Source organism: Sphingobacterium bambusae (genome assembly GCF_033955345.1).
GTDB lineage: Bacteria > Bacteroidota > Bacteroidia > Sphingobacteriales > Sphingobacteriaceae > Sphingobacterium > Sphingobacterium bambusae.
In genome coordinates, this window is sequence record NZ_CP138332.1 from 1798500 (window position 1) to 1820762 (window position 22263).

19 protein-coding genes are annotated in these 22263 nt (G+C 43.6%); 14 read left to right on the forward strand and 5 right to left on the reverse strand.

Features of this window, described 5'->3' with window-relative positions; genetic code table 11:
* Positions 1–2: 2 nt before the first annotated feature.
* Entirely contained in the window at positions 3–791 is a 789-nt protein-coding gene (locus SCB77_RS07730) for a GLPGLI family protein (RefSeq protein WP_320185854.1), read from the reverse strand.
* A complete protein-coding gene (locus SCB77_RS07735; RefSeq protein WP_320185855.1) occupies positions 791–3553 on the reverse strand; it encodes an outer membrane beta-barrel protein in 2763 nt (920 codons plus the stop codon). The genes SCB77_RS07730 and SCB77_RS07735 overlap by 1 nt, the downstream gene beginning before the upstream one ends.
* 170 nt (positions 3554–3723) lie before the next feature.
* Here SCB77_RS07735 and SCB77_RS07740 point away from each other — a divergent pair, with 170 nt between their 5' ends.
* The 11 genes from SCB77_RS07740 (at position 3724) to SCB77_RS07790 (ending at position 14612) form a co-directional block, all read left to right on the forward strand.
* A complete protein-coding gene (locus SCB77_RS07740) occupies positions 3724–5094 on the forward strand; it encodes a dipeptidase (protein WP_320185856.1) in 1371 nt (456 codons plus the stop codon).
* A gap of 129 nt (positions 5095–5223) precedes the next feature.
* Positions 5224–5955, forward strand: coding sequence for a lysophospholipid acyltransferase family protein (locus SCB77_RS07745; RefSeq protein WP_320185857.1), 732 nt, complete (start codon positions 5224–5226; stop codon positions 5953–5955).
* 27 nt (positions 5956–5982) lie between these two features.
* Positions 5983–6741, forward strand: coding sequence for an ABC transporter ATP-binding protein (locus SCB77_RS07750; RefSeq protein ID WP_320185858.1), 759 nt, complete (start codon positions 5983–5985; stop codon positions 6739–6741).
* 119 nt (positions 6742–6860) lie between these two features.
* Positions 6861–7082, forward strand: coding sequence for a DUF2795 domain-containing protein (locus SCB77_RS07755; protein WP_002996718.1), 222 nt, complete (start codon positions 6861–6863; stop codon positions 7080–7082).
* A gap of 90 nt (positions 7083–7172) precedes the next feature.
* Entirely contained in the window at positions 7173–7637 is a 465-nt protein-coding gene (locus SCB77_RS07760) for a hypothetical protein (RefSeq protein WP_320185859.1), read from the forward strand.
* 204 nt (positions 7638–7841) lie between these two features.
* Positions 7842–8831 carry an anthranilate phosphoribosyltransferase gene (trpD, locus tag SCB77_RS07765; RefSeq protein ID WP_320185860.1) on the forward strand — a complete coding sequence of 330 codons (990 nt, stop codon included), beginning with the start codon at positions 7842–7844 and terminating at the stop codon, positions 8829–8831.
* Between the two features lie 2 nt (positions 8832–8833).
* Positions 8834–9469 carry a phosphoribosylanthranilate isomerase gene (locus SCB77_RS07770; protein WP_320185861.1) on the forward strand — a complete coding sequence of 212 codons (636 nt, stop codon included), beginning with the start codon at positions 8834–8836 and terminating at the stop codon, positions 9467–9469.
* The gene (trpB, locus tag SCB77_RS07775; RefSeq protein WP_320185862.1) at positions 9450–10634 is read left to right on the forward strand and encodes a tryptophan synthase subunit beta; all 1185 of its coding nucleotides are present in this window, start codon (positions 9450–9452) and stop codon (positions 10632–10634) included. The genes SCB77_RS07770 and trpB overlap by 20 nt, the downstream gene beginning before the upstream one ends.
* 4 nt (positions 10635–10638) lie before the next feature.
* A complete protein-coding gene (trpA, locus tag SCB77_RS07780) occupies positions 10639–11409 on the forward strand; it encodes a tryptophan synthase subunit alpha (protein WP_320185863.1) in 771 nt (256 codons plus the stop codon).
* Positions 11410–11528: 119 nt separating this feature from the next.
* A complete protein-coding gene (locus SCB77_RS07785; protein WP_320185864.1) occupies positions 11529–11957 on the forward strand; it encodes an HYC_CC_PP family protein in 429 nt (142 codons plus the stop codon).
* Positions 11958–12041: 84 nt separating this feature from the next.
* Positions 12042–14612, forward strand: coding sequence for a carboxypeptidase-like regulatory domain-containing protein (locus tag SCB77_RS07790; RefSeq protein WP_320185865.1), 2571 nt, complete (start codon positions 12042–12044; stop codon positions 14610–14612).
* A gap of 101 nt (positions 14613–14713) precedes the next feature.
* On the opposite strand, the gene SCB77_RS07795 is transcribed toward SCB77_RS07790, so the two are convergent.
* From SCB77_RS07795 to floA, 3 genes are all read right to left on the reverse strand, one after another.
* Positions 14714–15307 (reverse strand): Maf family protein, encoded by a 594-nt coding sequence (locus tag SCB77_RS07795; protein WP_320185866.1) that lies wholly within the window; start codon positions 15305–15307, stop codon positions 14714–14716.
* Position 15308: 1 nt separating this feature from the next.
* Positions 15309–15827 (reverse strand): KdsC family phosphatase, encoded by a 519-nt coding sequence (locus SCB77_RS07800; RefSeq protein ID WP_320185867.1) that lies wholly within the window; start codon positions 15825–15827, stop codon positions 15309–15311.
* A gap of 356 nt (positions 15828–16183) precedes the next feature.
* Positions 16184–17167 (reverse strand): flotillin-like protein FloA, encoded by a 984-nt coding sequence (gene floA / locus SCB77_RS07805; RefSeq protein WP_320185868.1) that lies wholly within the window; start codon positions 17165–17167, stop codon positions 16184–16186.
* Between the two features lie 249 nt (positions 17168–17416).
* Here floA and SCB77_RS07810 point away from each other — a divergent pair, with 249 nt between their 5' ends.
* The 3 genes from SCB77_RS07810 to SCB77_RS07820 are packed head-to-tail and all read left to right on the forward strand — an operon-like array spanning position 17417 to position 22259.
* A complete protein-coding gene (locus tag SCB77_RS07810; protein ID WP_320185869.1) occupies positions 17417–20875 on the forward strand; it encodes a response regulator in 3459 nt (1152 codons plus the stop codon).
* Positions 20863–21693 (forward strand): CheR family methyltransferase, encoded by an 831-nt coding sequence (locus tag SCB77_RS07815; RefSeq protein WP_320185870.1) that lies wholly within the window; start codon positions 20863–20865, stop codon positions 21691–21693. Before SCB77_RS07810 ends, SCB77_RS07815 begins: the two co-directional genes overlap by 13 nt.
* The gene (locus SCB77_RS07820; protein ID WP_320185871.1) at positions 21693–22259 is read left to right on the forward strand and encodes a chemotaxis protein CheB; all 567 of its coding nucleotides are present in this window, start codon (positions 21693–21695) and stop codon (positions 22257–22259) included. The genes SCB77_RS07815 and SCB77_RS07820 overlap by 1 nt, the downstream gene beginning before the upstream one ends.
* The last annotated feature ends 4 nt before the right edge of the window (positions 22260–22263 follow it).

Genomic DNA, 22263 nt, shown 5'->3' on the forward strand with positions numbered 1-22263 from the left:
ATTTACAGCAGCATGTTCACCATCATCATATTAAATTCTGCTTCGGTATACCAATCGCCAATGCGGAGCCTATCGCGCATAAAAGATTGGAAAGCAGTCCTGGTCATCGGCTTATCCTTTTTCTTTGCTAGCTCGCTTACAATCTGCGGCTGGCCAATCTCCACCTTAGTCGCGTAAATATTGTAGTGTTGATCCGGAACCGCTAGACCCAAGATCATCCCCGGCAGACCGTGTGTACCGATGGGACCAGAAGATAGCGGTATAACATCGGTGTAGAAGGCGACCACAAAGATCGAATCTAAGAGCACACCATTGGCCCGTCGGCAGGTATACCCAGCGATATCACGGTATTCATTCGTTATCTTCCATTTAATGTTCAGCAAAGAGTCTTCCAAGAGAATATTACCTCCCTCGTAGTCCAATCTACTTTTGAACACTCCTTTCTCTATGTGCTGATAATAGCTGCCACTGTAATCAAATCCATACCAATCCAAATTGCGCATGATCCCTGTCTGTTCCTGTTTAACCGCATCATAGCGCGATTCAGCACCATTGAAGCTCAGCGTACTCTTGTACACATAGGAATCAGGCGCCTTACTTAACAGCTGCTCAATATAGGAGCGATCGAAGTTGTCACTTTTCGACAGCGCCATCTTTGTTTTCATAAAATTCTTCAGATGCACACGTTTTTCAAAGTGGATCACACCACCTTCGGGAAAATAAGCATGCTGTGCTAAAGCCATAGCCGAGACAAATAACATCCCAAATGTTATCAATACCAATTTTTTCATTATTCTTTTCCTCCTTTCATGGATGTGAAATCCCAACTTACTTTTAACATATAATATCGCGCTATCGTGTTATACTGGTCTTGTATGAGCGTACTGGCACTCTGCTGCCTGTTGAAACCAATGTTTTGATTTAGCGCATCGTTGATAAAAAAGTTTAATGTCAACGATTCGTCTTTCAAGAATTTCTTGGTTACACCAGGTTGCCACAGAAAACGTTGTAAGCTTTCCGAAAACACCTTGGTCGGCGCTTGATACAAGTAATTGATATTGGAGTATATTTTCACTTTCCAAGGCAGGTAGTATTCTAAATTTGCGTTACTTCGGTAGACAAAACCATTACTGTTCAAGTCCGGTTGCAGGGAGTTACGAAGCAAGCTATAGCCTGGCGTGAAGCCGATATAGAAATCAAGACCTTTTTTTACATTTCGACTAAAGTTCAACGATACCGACATATCGATGTTGTCATTCTCGCTTAAGGCTCCGTTGATGTAGTTGAAATAATTGTTATATGTCCCATCCAGACCAATATTTCCGCGCACCTTTTGCTTCTTTAGTAAATCACGACCAATGCTACTCCACAAGCTTACCGTATTGGCAACACGATCCAAGTTGGCGTAAGAAAGCGTCCTTCTTCCCTCCTCAATCAGTATATTCTGTTGAATATTGTTGAAGCGTTGCGACCAATTTAAAGAGATATAACCATATTGATTCTTCATCATGTTATAGGTGTCAAAACTTAAATTGTAAGAATTACTTTGCGCGGGACGAAGATTCTCATTACCAACGACAATATTCAACTGATCGGTATTTTGCCGTAATGGCTGTATCTGCATTAGTGATGGCAAGCTATTATTCCGGTTGAAGCGAAAAGAAACACTTTTGGCTTTCGTTATTTTATAGCGAAAGTATAAACTGGGGTTATAGGTCAGAAAACTACGACCGAGATCCATTTCTTCATAGTTATTTACCTGATACAACTCGTCATTACGAACGTTATTGGTCAAATTGGCATCGATTAGATCAGATCGGTAGTTAAACGAAAGGTTCGCTGCATGACGCGTGGTATTAAAATCAAAATCGTTACTAAACTCGTCGTCCAACACATCATACGGGCCATTGTCTCCTGATCGATTAAATGAATTGCTGATGGAGGAGGAAACACCATGACTGAATTCATATTGTAAACTGGAGCTCAACCGTTTTGTCAACGGTTCGGTATATGCTAAGGAGCTCCTAAAGTTATCTCCTCGCGATTCCATCGTCTTACGCTGATCGATGATAGATACGGTATTCGAGCTATAAAAATTCGCTTCGGAATTTAACCAACCTTCGCCATTGGTTTCATTATGGTTTCCGTTGATGCGTAGTGATATCGAACGACCTTCCTTTTTTAGCTTTCTTGTCAAATAAGCGCTGTAATCGATAGATTGGTTATCAGATTGCATTTCTTGACTAGCTATATTATCGTTGATGGCATTGCCATTTCCATCAAAGGTATTCGTTCTTTGTGTTCGGCTACTTTCGGTATTCCCTTTGGAAGCTCCAATGCTCATGGTCAGTGTGGTGAGCGAATCTATCTTAAGATCATAGCGCGCATTAAGCCGGTGCTTTTGGTTACGTGCATTGCTCGCGCTAGAATCAGACGAGTTTAACACCGCGTCGACAAGATTTTCCTGCGATGTGCGTGTGCTCTCTTCTTCATTCTCAATGATCCCAAACTTATAACTTGTATTCAGCTTATGCTTAGCTTCTTTCCAAGAGTCAGCAAAGGAAAGGCCGGTACTGATGGCTCTCGGACGGCCGCGACCATTCCAATAATCCATATTATCTCCACGCCAAGAAAAGGATACCGATCCATCGTCAGAAATTTCCGAACTGATATCGGAGAATCCGAAGCGGTCGCGATCCTCCCAATTCAACGATACAGTACCGTCATTGGAGGTTAAACCAAACACACCGATCTTCTGCGTGCCATTAAACTTGTTGAAAGCCAAAGTTCCGGTGTAGAAGCCCCTATCGGTATCTGCCCCGCCGCCACCTTCCGCTTTCCCAAACATCCCTTTTTTCGCGTCCTCTTTAAGCTTTAAGTTGATCGTTTGTATCCGTTGCCCGTCATCCACGCCCGTACGTTCGGCCTCTTCCGATTTCTTTTCAAAGAGCTGCACCTTGTCGACCATGTCCGAGCGCACATTACGTGTCACCAAGGTAGGGTCATTGCCAAAGAACTCCTCCCCGTCAACCAAGACCTTCTCCACGGTCTTTCCTTGCGCTGTTATCTTCCCACTGGCATCCACCGAAATACCGGGCAATACCTTTAACAGATCTTCGACCTTCGCATTCTTCTCGACGGCAAAGCTCGAGGCATCATACTCCGTGGTATCGCCCTTGATGACCACCGGGATCTTACCCGTAACGATGACTTCCTCCAACAATTGACTTACGCTACTCAATCCTATGCGCCCTACTGCCCCATCGCTTTCCTGCACAATTTCCTTATAAAAATCACCGTATTTCGGATACGTAACGATTAATAAATACGGAATGGTATCCGGCCGCAACAGGGAGAATTTACCATTTTGATCCGCTCGCGTATGCTGCACTAAAATGGAGTCTTTGGCACGAATCAACATGACGGAAGCGTTGGATAATTTTGTGATTTGGTCTGCATCGTCTACAACCTCACCAGTAATTTTCGTCTGCCCTTGCGCAACAAAAAAAACGGTTAAGATCAAAAACGCGCAAAGCGCGGTTAGCTTTTTCATAAAAATTGGTAGTACATGATATATCTACGAAAATATCATAATTAACTTCCGATTCAAAGGGTTTTGAAATGTTTAACATTTCCTTAACAAGTTTCTTTACGTAGTACACAGGAAAAAGATGTCGCTACGGAATAAAATTATAATTGGTAGCTTTGTAAAAACAAAAAAATATGCAGACGATAAAAGAATATGTTCAATCCAATCAGGAGAGATTTTTAGAAGAATTGTTCGCTTTATTACGTTTTCCGTCAATCAGTGCCGACCCTAAATACAAAGAAGATGTGGTGAAAACTGCGGAATTTGTAGCAGAAAAATTAAGGGAAGCCGGTGCCGATCAAGTTGAAGTATGCGCTACCGCAGGCAACCCGATCGTTTACGGAGAGAAAATTATTGATAGCAAGCTGCCTACTGTCCTTGTCTATGGACATTATGACGTACAGCCGGCAGATCCGTTGGAGCTTTGGGACACCCCTCCTTTCGAGCCTACTGTGCGCGATGGCAAGATCTATGCCCGTGGAGCAGCTGACGACAAAGGGCAGTTTTATATGCACGTTAAAGCCTTTGAGTATATGATGAAGAACGATGCGTTGGCCTGCAACATTAAATTCATGATCGAAGGCGAGGAAGAAGTGGGCTCTGCAAACTTAGGCACCTTCGTCAAAGAAAATACAGAGCGTCTACAGAACGATGTCATCGTTATTTCGGACACCTCGATGATCAGCATGGATCAACCTTCGTTGGAGACAGGGCTACGAGGCCTATCTTATGTCGAAGTTGAGGTTACCGGTCCAAACAGAGACCTGCATTCCGGCGTGTATGGTGGTGCTGTAGCCAACCCCGCGACGATCTTAGCAAAGCTGATTGCCTCTTTGCACGACGAAAATAACCATATCGCCATTCCCGGTTTTTATGACGACGTATTGGAACTATCTGCCGAAGAGCGTGCAGCGCTTAATGAAGCACCATTCGACATCGAGGCCTACAAAGAAGACCTAGGAGTAGCCGAAGTATGGGGAGAAGCGGGATACAGCAGCATTGAACGCACAGGTATCCGTCCCACCTTGGAGGTTAACGGTATCTGGGGAGGCTACATCGGCGAAGGAGCAAAAACGGTGCTACCGTCCAAAGCTTTTGCTAAAATATCCATGCGTTTGGTACCCAACCAAGATTCGCAGCGCATCACCACGCTCTTCAAAGAGCATTTTGAAAAGATTGCGCCTAGCTATGTAAAAGTTGCCGTTAAACCGCACCATGGCGGCGAACCGGTGGTCACGCCGACTGATAGCGTTGCATATAAAGCAGCAGAAAAGGCTTTGGAAGAGGCTTTCAATAAGAAGCCCATCCCTACCCGTGGCGGTGGTTCCATACCTATCGTAGCGCTTTTCGAAAAAGAACTCGGTGTAAAAACCGTATTGCTGGGCTTTGGGCTTGACAGCGATAACCTACATTCTCCGAATGAAAAATACGGGATCGAAAACTATTTAAAAGGTATTGAGACTATACCTTCGTTTTTCAAACATTTTGCAGATCTCAGTAAATAATTATATTCTGCCTGCAGCGAATAACGCTGCAGGCAGATTTACCTATTTCCCAGCAACAGCTCCGCCCCGAAACACAGCATCCGTTGCATATTACCGTAAAAATCTATATGTTTGGACATGCTTAGGATTTTGAGAAAACTACATCGCTGTACCTACCTCGCTCTGGTTCTCTTCTTTTTTTTATTAGGCTACCCTTTTTTACTTTTCTACGCAAAAAATCCTATAAGAAACTACAACAAGATCGTGTCTTTCCGACGATGGATAAGCCTAGCGGGCATCTACGCAGTGGGAATACGGGTGCAGGTGAACTTTGAAGAAGAAGTAGACTGGTCGAAAAACTATGTCATATGCCCAAACCACAGCTCCTTTCTCGATATCACGGTATTGACCTACTTGTGCCGCGAGCCTTTTTCCTTTATGGGTAAAGTAGAACTTTTGGATAACCCAATTACCCGTGTTTTTTTTGAGACCATCGACATTCCGGTTAAGCGTGACAGTAAAATATCGGCTTTCAAAGCATTTAAAAGGGCGCTCGAACTACTGGAAGATAAAAAGTCACTAGTGATATTTCCAGAGGGTAAAATCGACGACAATTTCCCGCCCACGCTGCACCCTTTTAAATCGGGCGCCTTTCGCCTGGCTACGGAACACAACGTCCCTATTCTTCCCGTCATCATACAAGACGCTTGGAAAATCTTTTGGGACGATGGCAAAAAGTTTGGTTCAAAACCGGGCGTCATCCATGTAGATGTGCTAGCGCCTATTCCTACGCAACATTTTGGAAAGGAAAATGCCGAACAATTAGAAACTGCAGTATATCGAAAAATGAAAGACCGTTGGGATCTCTACAATAAATCGTAACTTCATAGCAGTCTACAGCCAAAACGCATGGAAAATAACTTTTTAATCCAAATTGAAGACATCGGTAGAGCCTATATTATCGGCGCAGAAAAAATCCACGCCCTAAAGTCTGTCTCCCTCAACATCAAAAAAGGTGAATTTGTCGCTTTGATGGGACCATCGGGATCGGGCAAATCCACTTTGATGAATATTTTGGGATGTCTGGATACGCCCAGTAAGGGTACGTATATCCTCAATGGCATCAATGTGTCGGACATGAGCGAAAATGAACTTGCGGAGGTTAGGAATAAAGAAATTGGTTTTGTGTTCCAAACATTCAACCTGCTTCCCAAGAGCACGGCTCTGGAAAATGTCGCCTTACCCTTGATTTATGCGGGATACAGCAAGAAGAAAAGAGAAGATCAGGCATTGAAGGCGCTAGAAGACGTGGGGTTAGGCAATCGAGTTGATCATAAACCAAATGAGCTCTCGGGCGGTCAGCGCCAACGTGTGGCTGTAGCACGCGCCTTGATCAACAGTCCTTCTATCATTTTGGCGGATGAACCGACCGGAAATCTAGATACCAAGACGTCTATTGAAATTATGGGCCTACTGGAAAATATCCATGCAAAAGGAAACACCATCATCCTTGTGACCCATGAAGAAGATATTGCACAACATGCTCACCGAATTGTTCGGATGCGTGATGGCCTTATCGAAGATGATTACCGTAATCCCGATATAAAATCTGTATTGCCAAGACTCGATGCATTGAAAGAAAAAGGTTCCGATTTTGAGAAAATTTGAAACATAAGACACTAAAAATAAACCAATTACAATACATAAAATTTGATAACATTCATTTGACTTGTTTTTATCAATAATAATGTTATTTTTGCGAGAAATAGCGACTTAAATTATTAGATATGTATTGGACACTAGAATTAGCATCGCACTTGGAAGATGCGCCATGGCCAGCAACTAAAGATGAGTTAATTGACTATGCTATTCGTTCCGGAGCTCCGGTGGAGGTTATAGAAAATCTTCAAGCGTTAGAGGACGACGGCGAGCCATACGAAAACATCGAAGAGATTTGGCCCGATTATCCGACTAAGGATGATTTCTTTTTCAATGAAGACGAGTATTAATTGAACATAAAAAACGCCCTAGAGGCGTTTTTTATGTTTTTTATTAATCCTTCTCTTGGAAAAAGAGTCTTAGGATAATAGAGCGAAACGATGCAAAAAAAAATTATTCCTTTTATCCTATTGCTTAGTGTGTCATGGATAGCGAGTTTCGCGCAAACCATCACAGATAAGCAAGAGCGGGACATACAGATCATTAAGGATTTTGTTCTTGATGTTGCCGATGAAAATATTCGTCCAGATTTGATCTTGAGTAAACATGTACGTATTACGGAGACCTCAACAAATGAGGAATATGATTACCTGGAAGCTAGCATCGACGAAATACGGCTGAATCTGCAAACCAAAAATATAGAGGAGATTGCATACATCCCTTTTCAATCTTTGCCCAAGAAAGAGGTGCGGGATATTGATCCAGAAGGAAAACCGATCGAGAACATGTACTTTCTTCGCTATAAGAACCGCCAGATGCTTGCGATCTATATCGAAGAGGATAAGATCGCATCCTTTACCCTTGTATCCAAAGGCGACAAAGTAGCCCATTTTGTGACTTATTAATTTTTCAACAAAAAATTTGCAGTTCATTAATAAATAATAGATATTTGTTTTCAACGAATTAGCATGATTTCAACGATTGTAAATAAAGCATGGTGGTGGCACAACTCTTAAAGTTGTGGCAGAAACCTATTGCTTGAATTTTTTACATCAAAATATAGCGGCTTGCCTGAATAGGCAAGCCTTTTTTATTTCACGATACAGTATATGAAAGAGATTCTTACTCATTTATTTGAGTACAAAACATTTACCAAAGAGGAAGCTTACACTATCCTCACCAACATCGCCACGGGCAAATACGATAGCCATCAGATAGCCGCCTTTATGACCGCCTACGGGATGCGGAGCATACGCGTTGACGAACTGAGTGGCTTTCGTAATGCGATGTATGATCTCTGCGTCAAATTGGAATTCCCGGGTTATGATTTAATAGACCTTTGCGGTACCGGTGGTGATGGTAAAAACACCTTCAACATTTCGACTTTAGCTTCCTTTGTTGTTGCAGGAGCAGGATATCATGTGGCCAAACATGGAAACGTAGGTGTATCTTCCGGATGTGGATCATCAAACGTTATGGAGCACCTCGGCTATCGATTCACCAATGATAGTAGCGAACTACACCGACAACTTGACGAAGCGGGTATCTGTTTCCTCCATGCCCCACTTTTCCATCCGGCGATGAAGACCGTGGCTCCTATTCGCCGAGCTTTGGGCGTCAAAACATTTTTCAACATGCTCGGGCCACTTACCAACCCCGCAAACCCAAAATATCAAGCAGTAGGGGTCTTTAGCCTAGAGCTTGCTCGCCTATACAACTACCTGTATCAACATACCGAGAAGCAATATAGCATCGTCCACGCACTGGACGGCTACGATGAGATTTCGTTGACGGGAGATTTTAAAGTCATCGACAACCAAGGCGAGAAATACTATCAAGTAGAAGATCTTGGCTTCTCCAAGATCGCAGCGGACGAACTTGCCGGAGGCGATAATGTGGAAGAAGCAGCAAAAATATTCAACGATATTATCAACGGTCGAGGCAACGATGTGCAGAATAATGTGGTACTTAGCAATGCGGCCTTCGCCATTAAGACCATACATCCCGAGAAAACTTTTGGCGACTGTTTTTACGAAGCCGAAACATCGCTGCTGGGCAAAAAAGCTTTAGCTAGCTTCAACAAGTTAATTCAGCGATAGAGATGGCAGCGCTTCAAGTCAAAGTTTGCGGAATGCGTGACAGCAGCAATATTCGGGAACTCTCGGTTTTACCGGTAGACTATTTGGGATTTATTTTTTATGCAAAGTCACCGCGTTTCACGGAAAACCTCCCGCTGTTGCCTGACCTTCCGCCCAACATCCAGAAAATCGGTGTATTTGTCAACGCTACCGAAGCTTATATCCTTGATAAAATAGCTGAGGGACTAGATGGCGTTCAGCTACACGGCAACGAGTCGCCTTCCCTATGTGCTGCGCTACAACAAAAGGGTGTTAAGGTTTTCAAAGCCTTCGGGATAGAGCGCGGCTTCGATTGGGAGACATTATCCGCATACCTCTCCGTCGTAGACTACTTCCTATTCGATACCAAAAGCAACGAACATGGTGGCACCGGACAACGCTTTGACTGGCAAACCTTAGCTAGCTACCCTTTTGAAAAGCCTTATTTCTTAAGCGGCGGCCTATCGAACGAAAATATCCAAGATGCCCTCGCTATTGGCGATCAGCGCCTGATAGGCCTCGATCTAAATTCGCGCTTTGAGATAGCACCCGCATTAAAAGATATCAGTAAAATAACAAACGCTTTGAAAATTATTAAAGATGAGCAAATATCAAGTTAACGAAAAAGGATATTACGGTCCATTTGGTGGAGCCTACGTTCCCGAGATGCTCTATCCAAACGTGGAAGAGCTTCAACAAAAATACTTGGAGATTATGCAGGAAGAAAGCTTCCAAAAAGAATTTCACGAGTTGCTTAAAGATTATGTGGGGCGTCCGTCTCCTCTATATTATGCAAAAAGATTTTCCGAAAAATACGGCGCCAACATCTTCTTGAAGAGAGAGGATCTGAACCATACCGGAGCCCACAAAATCAACAACACCATCGGGCAAATTTTATTGGCCGAGCGATTAGGAAAGAAAAGGATCATTGCAGAAACGGGTGCCGGGCAGCATGGTGTGGCCACGGCTACGGTATGTGCATTAAAAGGTCTGGAATGCGTGGTTTACATGGGCGAGGTAGATATTCAGCGGCAAGCGCCCAATGTGGCTCGCATGAAGATGATGGGAGCAACTGTGGTCGCCGCACAATCGGGTAGCAAAACCTTAAAAGATGCAACTAACGAGGCTCTTCGCGACTGGATAAATAATCCGGTTGACACACACTACATCATAGGATCAGTGGTTGGCCCACACCCTTATCCAGATCTTGTTGCTCGATTTCAGTCCATCATATCGGAGGAAACAAAGCGGCAGCTAATAGAGAAAACAGGAAGCGACAAACCAGACTATGTATTGGCCTGTGTAGGCGGCGGATCCAACGCCGCTGGTATGTTTTACCATTTTCTTGATGACGAGGATGTGCAATTGATTGCTGTCGAAGCCGCTGGCCACGGTGTAGATAGCGGCGAAAGCGCTGCTACAACGGCGCTTGGCAAAGACGGTGTTCTGCACGGCAGCCGTTCTATACTCATGCAGACCGACGATGGACAGGTTATTGAACCCTATTCTATTTCAGCAGGGCTCGATTATCCCGGCATCGGACCGCAGCATGCCTGGTTATTCAAAAGTGGACGCGGTCAGTATGTAAGTATTACCGACGATGAAGCTATGCAGGCAGGATTACTCTTGACAAAACTTGAAGGTATCATTCCGGCTATCGAAAGTTCTCATGCGCTGGCCTACTTAGAGAAAATGAATTTTAAAGGTAACGAGAATGTAGTGATCTGCCTATCAGGCCGAGGGGATAAAGATCTCGACAATTACATGAAATATTTTGGATTTTAGTACCATGCAGGAGCAAGAAAACTTATTCAACGGAAAGCAAGACAGGTTGCTCTCCATCTATTTTACGGCAGGTTATCCTAGCTTGGACAGCACGATCGACATCGCCGAAGAACTGGAAAAGTCTGGCGCAGATTTTCTAGAAATCGGATTTCCTTATTCCGATCCCGTTGCTGACGGACCGGTTATACAGCACAGTTCTGAAGTTGCATTAGACAACGGAATGAACCTGAAACTACTCTTCGAACAGCTGAAAGAATTACGTTCACGAGTTTCCATCCCTGTATTTCTGATGGGTTATTTCAACCCTGTACTGCAATTCGGTGTGGAGAACTTCTGCAAAGCCTGTGCAGCGGTAGGTGTAAACGGTGTGATTATCCCCGACCTACCAATGTATGAATACGAAGACCTCTATGCGGAGACGTTTCATCAACATGGTATCAGCAACATATTTTTAGTCACGCCACAAACATCGACGGAAAGAATAAAGAAGATCGATGCGCTTTCAAACAGCTTTATCTATCTGCTATCTTCCAATGCCACTACCGGCAAGAATTTAGAAGTTGGCGAATCGTCTGTGACCTATTTCCAACGGCTAAAGGATATGCAACTCAAGAATCCTCTCGTGATTGGTTTTGGTATATCTAATTCGAAAACCTTTGCCCAAGCGACAGACTATGCCAAAGGCGCTATTATCGGCACCGCATTCGTCAAATTGCTGGGCGAAGAAAATTACTTGGAGAAAATCCGAGGGTTTGTTGCCGATATTAAAGCTTAGACCATCGTCCGTTAGTGCATGGCAAGTCACTAACGGACTTTTGGTTTTTCTCGCGTTTCAAGCCAGATTATTGATAGTGCTTTCTGCTTAGTTCGATAATTTACTATCTTTGTACAACGATGAAGATTTTTTTGTCCTATATACTGTTGTTTCTATACACATTAACGTGTACGGGAACTTCTGTGTATATGCACCTTTGTGGTAAAGGCTCCATCGCTATCATACAAGTGCAACAGCCCGCGTCCGAAAAAGAATGCCCCCTTTGTGCAAAGACGGAAAAGAAGTCCGCGGCAAAACATGCATGCAGCGACAAAGACGATTGTTGCAAAGATGTGAAGCTAGACCTAAAAAAAGGCAATCAGGAAATTGAAAGCACCGCTAATTCGCCTACTTTTCTAGCACTTTCTCCCGCGGTAATCACCTTGTATTGGATCATGCTTGTTCCACAGGAAGCGAGCGCGATAACACAGTCTACTGTGTCACAACCGCCTCCACAGCTGGCCTCGGCTAGCCCTCCCTACTTAATTCATTGCAACTTCAGAATTTGATTTTATAACGGTAAGAAACGTCGCGCTCGTAACGGATACGATTGCGAAGAAGGACATATTACACGTTACATCAAATTTTAACACATGAATTTTATTTTAAGAGGAATATTCATTCTATTTTTTATCCATAGTTCCATTTTTTCTTTTGCGCAACGCGACAGCAGCATAACCTTTGAAGTGGCTGGTAATTGTGGACTCTGTAAACAGCGTATTGAGAAAGCCGCAAAAATAAAAGGGGTATCGGAAGCGCTTTGGGACATTCCCAGCAACAAAGCAACTGTAACCTTCGACCCAGCGAAAACCTCCGCGACCTTTATTAAACAAGCTATTGCTGATGTTGGGCATGATACGGATGAAATTCGCGCAAAGGACGAAGTCTACGCCAAACTGCACGAATGCTGCCTGTACGAAAGACTAGACGGTAATTCCCGCGACAACGATACGTCCGCAGCCGACGGCCATGATCATGACCACATCGTCCGTGGTGTAGTGGTTCAGGAAAGCAATAAAGGTGAGCTTAGCCCCATTGCCGGCGTAAATGTCAATTGGTTAGAAAACCCAAAAATAATCGTGCAAACTAATGAAAATGGCGTGTTTGACCTGCAGCATGAACAAGGTTACAACCAGCTGGTGGTGAGCTTCGTTGGAATGAAGTCAGACACCATTACGGTAAAAAATCTTCACGAAGTATTGGTCATCCACGCGAAGGACAATGTGCTTGGTGAAGTTGTGGTTTCCCGAAAACAGCGATCAAACTATATATCTAAGCTGTCACCAAATCGCATCGAGATGATAACGGCCAAGGAGCTGTTTAAAGCGGCCTGCTGCGATTTGAGCGAAAGTTTCGAAACCAATGCATCTGCTGACGTCGTCAGTAGCGATGCCGTAACTGGCGCAAAACAAATACAGTTACTGGGCTTAAGTGGCGTGTACACCCAACTCACCGTGGAAAATTTGCCCGGGCCTAGAGGATTCGCATCGCCGTTGGGTCTGAACAGCATGGCCGGCCCTTGGATTGAATCTATACAGATCAGCAAAGGGATGGGCTCTGTAGCCAATGGTTTTGAGAGCATGGCCGGACAAATCAACGTAGAGCTTAAAAAACCGCATAACAGCGATAGACTATATTTTAACGCCTATGCAAACAATATGGGCCGTACCGACGTCAATCTCAATCTGGCACAGAAGATCAATGATAAATGGTCCGTCGGGCTACTGCTTCACGACAATTTCATGTACAACAAGTCCATGAATTTCAGCAATAACGGTTTTCGGGATATGCCTGTTGGGAATGTGTTTTCTGGAGTAAATCGTTGGCATTATGAAAATGGGAAGGGATTAATTGCCCAATTTGGTTTAAAATATCTCCGGGACGACCGAATAGGTGGGGAAATCGATTTTGATGAAGATCGAGACAAACTCACAACCAACAAATACGGGCTAGGCTTTGACATCAATCGAGTAGAAGGTTTTGCAAAGATAGGTTATGTTTTTCCAAACCATAAATTGCGAAGCATAGGCTTACAGCTCTCTGGCTCACATTACAGTCAAGATAGCTACTTTGGACAAACGACTTACAATAGCGAACAGAATAGTGGCTACGCCAACCTATTGTACCAAGATGTCATTGGCAGTGTGCAGCATAAGTACCGAGGTGGTTTGTCTCTTTCCTACGACAAGTACAACGAAGATATCTTAACAAACAACTTTAGGCGTACGGAAGCTGTATCTGGCGCATTCTTAGAGTACACCTTCGCTCCAAGTGAAAAATTTGATGCTGTCTTTGGTTTACGCCAAGACTACAACAACATTTATGGCTGGTTCACCACGCCACGTGCTGTTTTGCGTTATGCACCTGCAGCCAACACAAGCATTCGATTGAGTTCTGGCAGAGGGCAACGGACAGCCAATATTTTTGCAGAAAACATAGGTCTATTTGCCTCCAGCAGGACAATCGATTATGCACAACTGAACAGCCCCGGAACAGCCTACGGTCTGAAGCCTGAGGTTTCTTGGAATACTGGACTTACCCTTGACCAAGACTTTCAGTTACTAGGCCGAGAAGCGGGATTATCGTTGGAGCTTTTCCACAACAATTTCAGCAATCAAGTTGTGGTGGACTGGGAAGATCCTCGTGCCGTATCCTTCTACAACCTAGAAGGCAAATCGTTCTCCAATAGCCTGCAAGCAGATTTTCGGTTTATGCCTCTTCCCCATTTCGAAACCAAATTTGCCTATCGCTTATTAGACGTGCAAACCGATTACCATTCGGGAAGATTGCAAAAACCATTAACAGCTAAACATAGAGGCTTTATGAATTTAGCATACAGCCTGCATAGCGGTTGGAGTTTTGACTACACGATCAACGCTGTGGGCAAAAAACGCCTGCCATCTACGGTAGAAAACCCTGCTGCTTATCAGTTGCAGGCATTTTCAGAAAGCTATATCACCATGAATGCGCAGGTAAGCAAAAGCTTTGGGAAGGACAACAACATGACGATATATCTAGGCGGCGAGAACCTAACGAACTTCTTTCAGAAGAATCCTATCCTCGCCTTCGACGATCCCTTCGGACAACATTTCGATACCAATCTGCTATGGGGACCACTTACCGGCCGCCTGTTTTATGCAGGGCTACGTTATAATATCAAATAAGGTTGATCAAGCACAGCGAAGACTACCTGTAAAATGAAAAAAGTCTTGTATCGAAAATGGATACAAGACTTTTTTGATACAACGAATTGCTTTGTAAAGGTTTATTCCTCCCTTACTATCGTCTTAAGCTCTTGGTACAGCCTTGCTGTGGGAAGCCCCACAACATTTTCATAAGAACCTTCGATGGACTCAATACCAATTAATCCGATCCATTCCTGAATACCGTAGGAGCCGGCCTTGTCAAGTGGCAGATATTGTTCCACATAATATGCAACCTCTGCTGCCGTCATTGGATAAAACGATACCGCTGTAGTTTCCACAAACGTATATGTCTTTCCTTGGTAGGCGATAGCCACAGCTGTCAATACCTCATGCTGATTCGCTTGCAACGCCCTAATTGTACGAATCGCCTCTGCTTGATCTTTCGGCTTTCCTAAGATCTGCCCTTGATGCACCACAACCGTATCAGCGGTGATCACCAAACTATCCTGAAATTCAGGTAAATCAAAAGCCTGCAGCTTTTTAAGCGCTATACTTCTGACAATTTCCATTGGCGAATCCAACGGATTAAAGTCTTCCGAGGTATCTTTTACCAATACTTGAAAATCGACACCAAGATTGGCAAGCAACTCTTTTCTGCGAGGCGATTGGGAGCCCAAAACAACACGAATCTCTTTTAATGTTTCTATCAACATATTATATACTTTTAATACCTGTTCCCGTATCCCACAGACCTTTTAGGCGCAATATTTTCTCCAGCACATCACGAACGCAACCCGCGCCCCCATTTTTAGGCGATACGTAACCTGCTACAGCCTTAACCTCTTCAACAGCATCTTGCGGACACAAGGCTAAACCAACATTTTTCAAGCAGTCCAAATCGGGCACATCATCCCCCATAAAAGCCACATCTTCCCTTGACCATCCTTGACGATGCATGATCTCATTCATCAGTTGCAATTTATTAGAGATGCCTAGATGTACTTCAAGCACACCTAAATGCTGGAGCCGTTTTAACACCCCTTCAGAACGGCCTCCGCTAATGACGATAACCTGTACACCAACTTTTACGGCAAGCTGTATGGCATAGCCGTCCTTTATCGAAAATCGGCGAAGCTGCTCACCCTCTTCAGTAACCAACACCGTACCATCAGTCAACACGCCATCTACATCTAAAAACAGCGCTTTTATTTTTGCAAAATCCTGTAAAATCATATCAGTCCAAAATTAATCATTTCTACAACAATCAACTCTACGAATAAAAAACATCATTTTTGGCCATTTATTTATTAAAAACAGACGTTCAATCAAAGATTTGTCAGAGTTTAGTTGTTATCACAACTAAAAAGATCAAAACTATTGCCACATATTGTTTTTCGATGTACATTTGTCACATATCAACGTAGCAGTTGATTTTATACATAACATTGTCTTTTCATAATTTAGGTTTATAATTGGTTAGTAGCAAACCCTGACGCCCATCGTCAGGGTTTTGTATTTTCGACAACCAAGAAAAAGGCCAAGAGCAATTGTTACATACCCTTGGCCTCCCGCTATATTATTTTGAAAACTTAACTCTTTCCTTTATCGCCCGCATTTGGTTTGGCGATGGAAGTACGCATATCGGTATCTGCTTGAATATTCTGCATTTTGTAGTAATCCATAATACCGAGATTTCCATTGCGAAATGCTTCAGCCATTGCCATCGGAACCTGAGCTTCGGCTTCGATCACCTTTGCCTTTGCCTCCTGTGCTTTAGAGCGCATTTCCTGCTCGGTAGCAACCGCCATTGCACGACGCTCTTCGGCTCGTGCATTGGCCACTTTCAAATCCGCCTCAGCCTGATCCGTCTGTAATTTAGCCCCTACGTTTTCACCAATGTCTATATCTGCAATATCAATAGATAATATTTCAAAAGCAGTACCTGAATCCAGGCCTTTAGAAAGCACAGTTTTGGATATACGATCCGGATTTTCCAATACTTCTTTGTGATTGGTTGATGAACCGATAGTGGTTACGATTCCTTCACCCACACGGGCTAAAATTGTTTCCTCGCCAGCACCGCCCACCAACTGGTTGATATTTGCCCGTACGGTAACACGCGCTTTAGCGATAAGCTGAATACCGTCTTTAGCCACTGCTGCCACTGGAGGCGTATTGATTACTTGAGGATTTACCGAAAGCTGCACCGCATCAAACACATCACGACCCGCCAAATCAATTGCTGTAGCTAGCTTAAAATCTAAGGGTATATTGGCCTTATCAGCCGATATCAATGCCTTTATTACCTTGTTAACGTTGCCACCTGCAAGGTAATGTGTTTCTATTTCGTTCGAAGTAATGCGTAGCCCTGCTTTAGACGACGTGATCATGGCATTGGTAACCAATGATGGAGGTACTTTCCGCAGACGCATAAGCACCAGATTAAGCAAGCTAATCTTTACATTAGAGAGTTGTGCTGTAAACCATAGGTTGACAGGAAGTAAATACAACAACAGGAAAAACGCGACTACGCCTCCGACAATAATCAAAATCAAACTAATTCCAGGATCCATAGATTTCTAAATTTTAAGTAATACCTTAAAGATATTATTTTATTTAAAATATACCATGAATAATTGGTCAAATCATGAAATCTTTAGCCTAAAATTCCCCTGTCGACCCCAGCATCAACCTACCAGAATATAACACACGAAAAGAGGTGACAAAAGACTGGATGCAAATTTTTTATATTCCTATGTAAAGCCTTGCAATTAATAGTTAGATTTGCTTGAAATACCAGATTAAAAAAAGGCCGCATCAAGATGAAATTTAAAAAAGAAGCTATCCTGAAATGGGAGTTATTTATCGGGATAATCGTTGCTTACCTTATTATTATCGGCACTGCGGTGTACTTTTTCACTTCGATGGGTAAGAAGGTTGACGATATCAAAATAGCAAGCGATCGTCTCCAACAAAAGACCAACATAGTTAATGAGATAGACCAACAGATCTTCAATGCTATTCAGGCCAAAACGCGCTATCTTTCCAAGTTGGATATCCATGATTTACGGGAACTTACAACCCTACAGAAGAGCGTCGAACGATCGTCTGCCGGCTTAAAAGAAGGCTTCGATACTAACAGCCGGTTCTATGCAGAGATTAACTCCCTCGAAAATGCTTGCCGCACGATATTTGACATCAAGTCCATCCAAGAACAAAAGGAACATAGTGCCGAAGACAATAAAGAGCTTCTTTTGCAGGATCAATCTACCGTTAACGACATCGTCTTGGCCATTCGCACCCTAATCTTACAAGAGCGGCAGGCTATGTCGAATGGGTTTCACGAGTCTGTACTTTCACTAAAAAATACCGCCTATTTTCTTATTGGGCTACCGCTCATTTTCATACTGTTTATTTTTAACAGGGTAATAAAAATTGTACGCGAGCTTAGCCGCCGATCGAAAGAAGCACAAAAACTGAATAAAGAAATCCAAGCTGCACAGAAAAACATCGAGGAATTTAATTGGGTGCTAGCAGAGTCCAGTATATTAAACGAAAAGATAACCGGCATTGACAATGAAAACCTGATCGCAGAGACGGCTTTTAAAACTATCGCCTCTTCGTTAGATTTCTATGCGGGAACGCTCTACGTCCGCCGAATGGATTCCTATGAGTACCTTTTGAAAGAAAAAATCGGCATTGATGGTGCAAAAGAGGTACCTGCTTCGTTCGTCCATGGAGAAGGCCTCTTGGGCAATGTGACAAAGCGGAAGGAAATAAAGGTTATACAGCAAGGTGTGGAGGAGTTGATGACCTCATCATCTACGCTTCAAGGAAACCAGATTAGTACATTGATTCTTGCGCCATTAGTATTTGAACAGCAATCGCTGGGCATTTTGGAAATAGGCGGTGCGTTTAATGAGGAAGAACTCTCCAAGACATTGCAATACCTAGAGCGTATATCGCGTATCCTGGCCATGTCCATTAAGTTTGGGCAGAGCCACACCTTGGTAGAAAATCTATTGGAGGAAACACAACAGCAGACGGAAGAACTCGAAGCGCAGCAAGAAGAACTTCGGATCACGAACGAAGAACTTATTTACAAAACCAATCTATTGGAAGCGTCGGAAGAAGAGCTCCGCGTACAGCAGGAAGAGCTCCAACAGACCAATTTGGAGCTTGAGGAAAAGGCTAAACAGCTAGAAGTGCGAAACCAAGATCTTAACGATGCACAGAAAATAGTCGAAGAAAAAATTCAAGAGGTAGAGCTCGCTAGTAAATACAAATCCGAGTTTATGGCCAATATGAGCCATGAGCTGCGTACACCGTTGAACAGTATCTTGATCTTGGCGAAACTGCTTCATGACAACAAAAACCAGAACCTCAACAGCGATCAAGTGAAGTATGCTTCTGTAATACACAGTGCGGGAAGCGATCTTTTACAGTTGATCAACGAACTGTTGGATTTGGCCAAAATAGAGTCTGGGAAAGTAGAGCTGAATTATGAGCGAATCGTCACAAAAGACTTTTTACACAATATCGAGAACCTATTCATCACGACAGCAGAGGAAAAGGAAATCGACTTCCATATATCTACGGATGCTCATATCCCGGATCAATTCATTAGCGACGAATATCGACTGGAGCAAGTACTCAAAAATTTCCTATCCAATGCGTTTAAATTTACCGACAAGAAAGGATCGGTGACTTTGGCCATCCAAGCGGTTAACGAACATCTTAAATTCATTGTCTCTGACAACGGCAAAGGTATCTCCGAAGAGAAGCAACAACTTATTTTTGAAGCGTTCCGGCAAGAGGATGGCTCCACTAGCCGCAAATACGGTGGAACCGGTCTAGGGCTTTCTATCAGCCGTGAAATTGCTTCGCTCTTAGGTGGTCGCATCACGCTAAGCAGTGAACTCGATAAAGGCAGTGTGTTTACCCTCATCATCCCCTACAGCATGGCTGTTGAAGACGAATCTACAGAACCAGCAACTACGCTACTAAGTCAGAGTGTGATAGCTGCGAAACCGATAGACGATCATTCGCAGCCAACTGTAGAATCAGTAGCCGCCCCATCAACGGAAAACGCTGCCAGCAAAAATCTACTTATCGTTGAGGATGACATCAATTTTGCGGACATCCTACGTGATTTCGCTTATATGTACGGGTTTCAAGTGATGCTCTCGCATGATGGTGCAGATGCTGTCGAGAAAGCAAAACAATTTAAGCCTCATGCTATTATTCTAGATGTTATGCTCCCTATAGCTGACGGTTGGGAAGTACTCAAAACGCTAAAAGGTATTCCAGAAACAAAGCATATTCCCATTCACATGATGTCGGCAGCGAGCTTCAACCAACGCGAATTTATCGAGAATGGCGCCATTGGCTTTCTATCTAAACCTGTGTCGGAAGATTCGCTGAAGAAGGTTTTTGACAATATACACCTCAACATAAACAAAGGTATTAAGAAAGTACTGCTTATTGAGGATCAGGAGTTCCAGAGCGAAATTATTAAGTCGGCATTTGCCGAACAGCACATCAATGTCATTCAGGCCTTTTCAGCAGCAATGGGATTGACAAAATTAGAGACGGAAGAGAACATCGATTGTGTTATTTTGGACATCAAACTGCCCGATGCGGATGGTCTTGATGTACTCGATCAAATAAAAGCGATGCCCGCATACAGCGACACGCCTATTATCATCAACACGGCCTATGATCTATCTAAAAAGCAGATTGACCACATCCGACAGTACACCAAGGCAATGGTGCTCAAGTCCGGAAAAAGCAACAGCCGCCTGATCGACGAAGTCAAGTTGTTCCTGAATAAAATAAGTTCCGATGATTATTCGCCGGTCAAAAATATTGGAAAGCTAGATCAGCTGTCTGGACAAAGTGATAGCCTACAAGGTAAAACTGTGCTCATCGCAGATGACGACATGCGTAATGTTTTTGCACTGACCACCACACTGCAGGAATACATGATGGAAATAGAAATTGCCAATAATGGTTTGGAAGCGGTGGAAATCGTTCAACAAAACCCTGGCAAAATCGACATTGTACTGATGGACATCATGATGCCCGAAATGGACGGCTATGAGGCTATCGCGGCAATCAGGAAAGAGAAAGCCAATTCTAGCTTGCCTATCATCGCCGTAACGGCAAAAGCGATGAAGGGAGATCGGGAGAAGTCGCTGCAGATCGGGGCGAGCGATTATATCAGCAAACCTATTGATATTGACAAGTTAGTTTCATTGATGCGTGTATGGCTAAGTTAAGCGTATCCCATATCAGTTTTCTAGAACTACAGGAGATCGTCGATCTTTTGGGTAAGGTGTCGGGCTATGATCTGTCGGGCTATAGTAAATCTTCACTTAAGCGACGTGTGCAGCGTGTGCTGGACCTAGAGCGGATGGACTTGGTAGACCTCAAGAACGCCATTACCAACATCGAAAGCTTCCGTACCTACCTCATGAATGAGGTAACGGTGAATGTTACAGAGATGTTTCGCGATCCGAAGTACTACGCCACATTACGGGCTGAGGTGGTTCCCTATTTAGCGACCTACCCCAACCTGAAATTCTGGAGCGCAGGTTGTTCCACAGGAGAAGAAGTATATTCCTTGGCCATCATGCTGAAAGAAGTGGGTCTATACGACCGAAGTTTTATCTATGGCACCGATATCAATGGCAATGTGCTGGAAACCGCAAAAAAAGCCATATATCCTTTAAAGAAATTCAAGCTGTACAGCGAAAACTATAACGCATCTAATGCGCAGGAAAGCCTATCAAACTATTACACGGCGATGTACGAAGCGGCGATCATCAACAATGAAATCCGAAAAAACATTCTTTTCTCCCAGCATAATTTAGCGACGGACTACATCTTTAATGAATTTCAATTCATATCTTGTCGAAATGTATTGATCTACTTCGACATGGATCTCCAAAACAAGGTTTTTCAATTGTTCTACGACTCCTTGAGTGAGTTTGGCTTTTTGTGTTTAGGTTCTAAGGAGACCCTACTGAACCGGGATATCATGTCCAATTTCAAAGTAATCAATAAAGAGTTTAATATCTATCAAAAGATCAAGTAATGAGTAAGGCGGAGGATATCGTGTTAGTGGGGGGAAGTGCTGGTTCCTACAACCTTATTGTGGAACTTATCGAAGCGTTACCAACTTTTTTTGCCGCGGCGATTGTGGTGATCATTCACCGTAATCCAAAGTTCACCACCCGCTTAGAAGACACCTTAGCTGCTCGTTTACACCGCCCAATCATTCAAGCGGGCGACAAAACAACGATTTCAAAAAACATGGTCTATTTTGCTGTCCCGGGATATCATTTGCTGATAGAACCCGATCGGACATTTTCGCTGGATATTTCCGATCCAGTCCAGTTTTCGCGTCCCTCCATTGATGTTCTTTTCGAGTCCGGCGCAGAAGTCTATGCCCAACATTGCACTGCTCTTCTCCTTTCCGGAGCCAATAAAGACGGTACAGATGGCCTCACCGCTGTCCAACAAATGGGCGGACGGATTATGGTGCAGTCGCCCGAAGATGCCTTGATATCCACGATGCCAGAAAGCGCTATTCGGGCAAACGATGGCATAGCGATAGTTAGCGACCAACAGATTATTTCCTATTTCAGGAGTTTAAAATAAATGC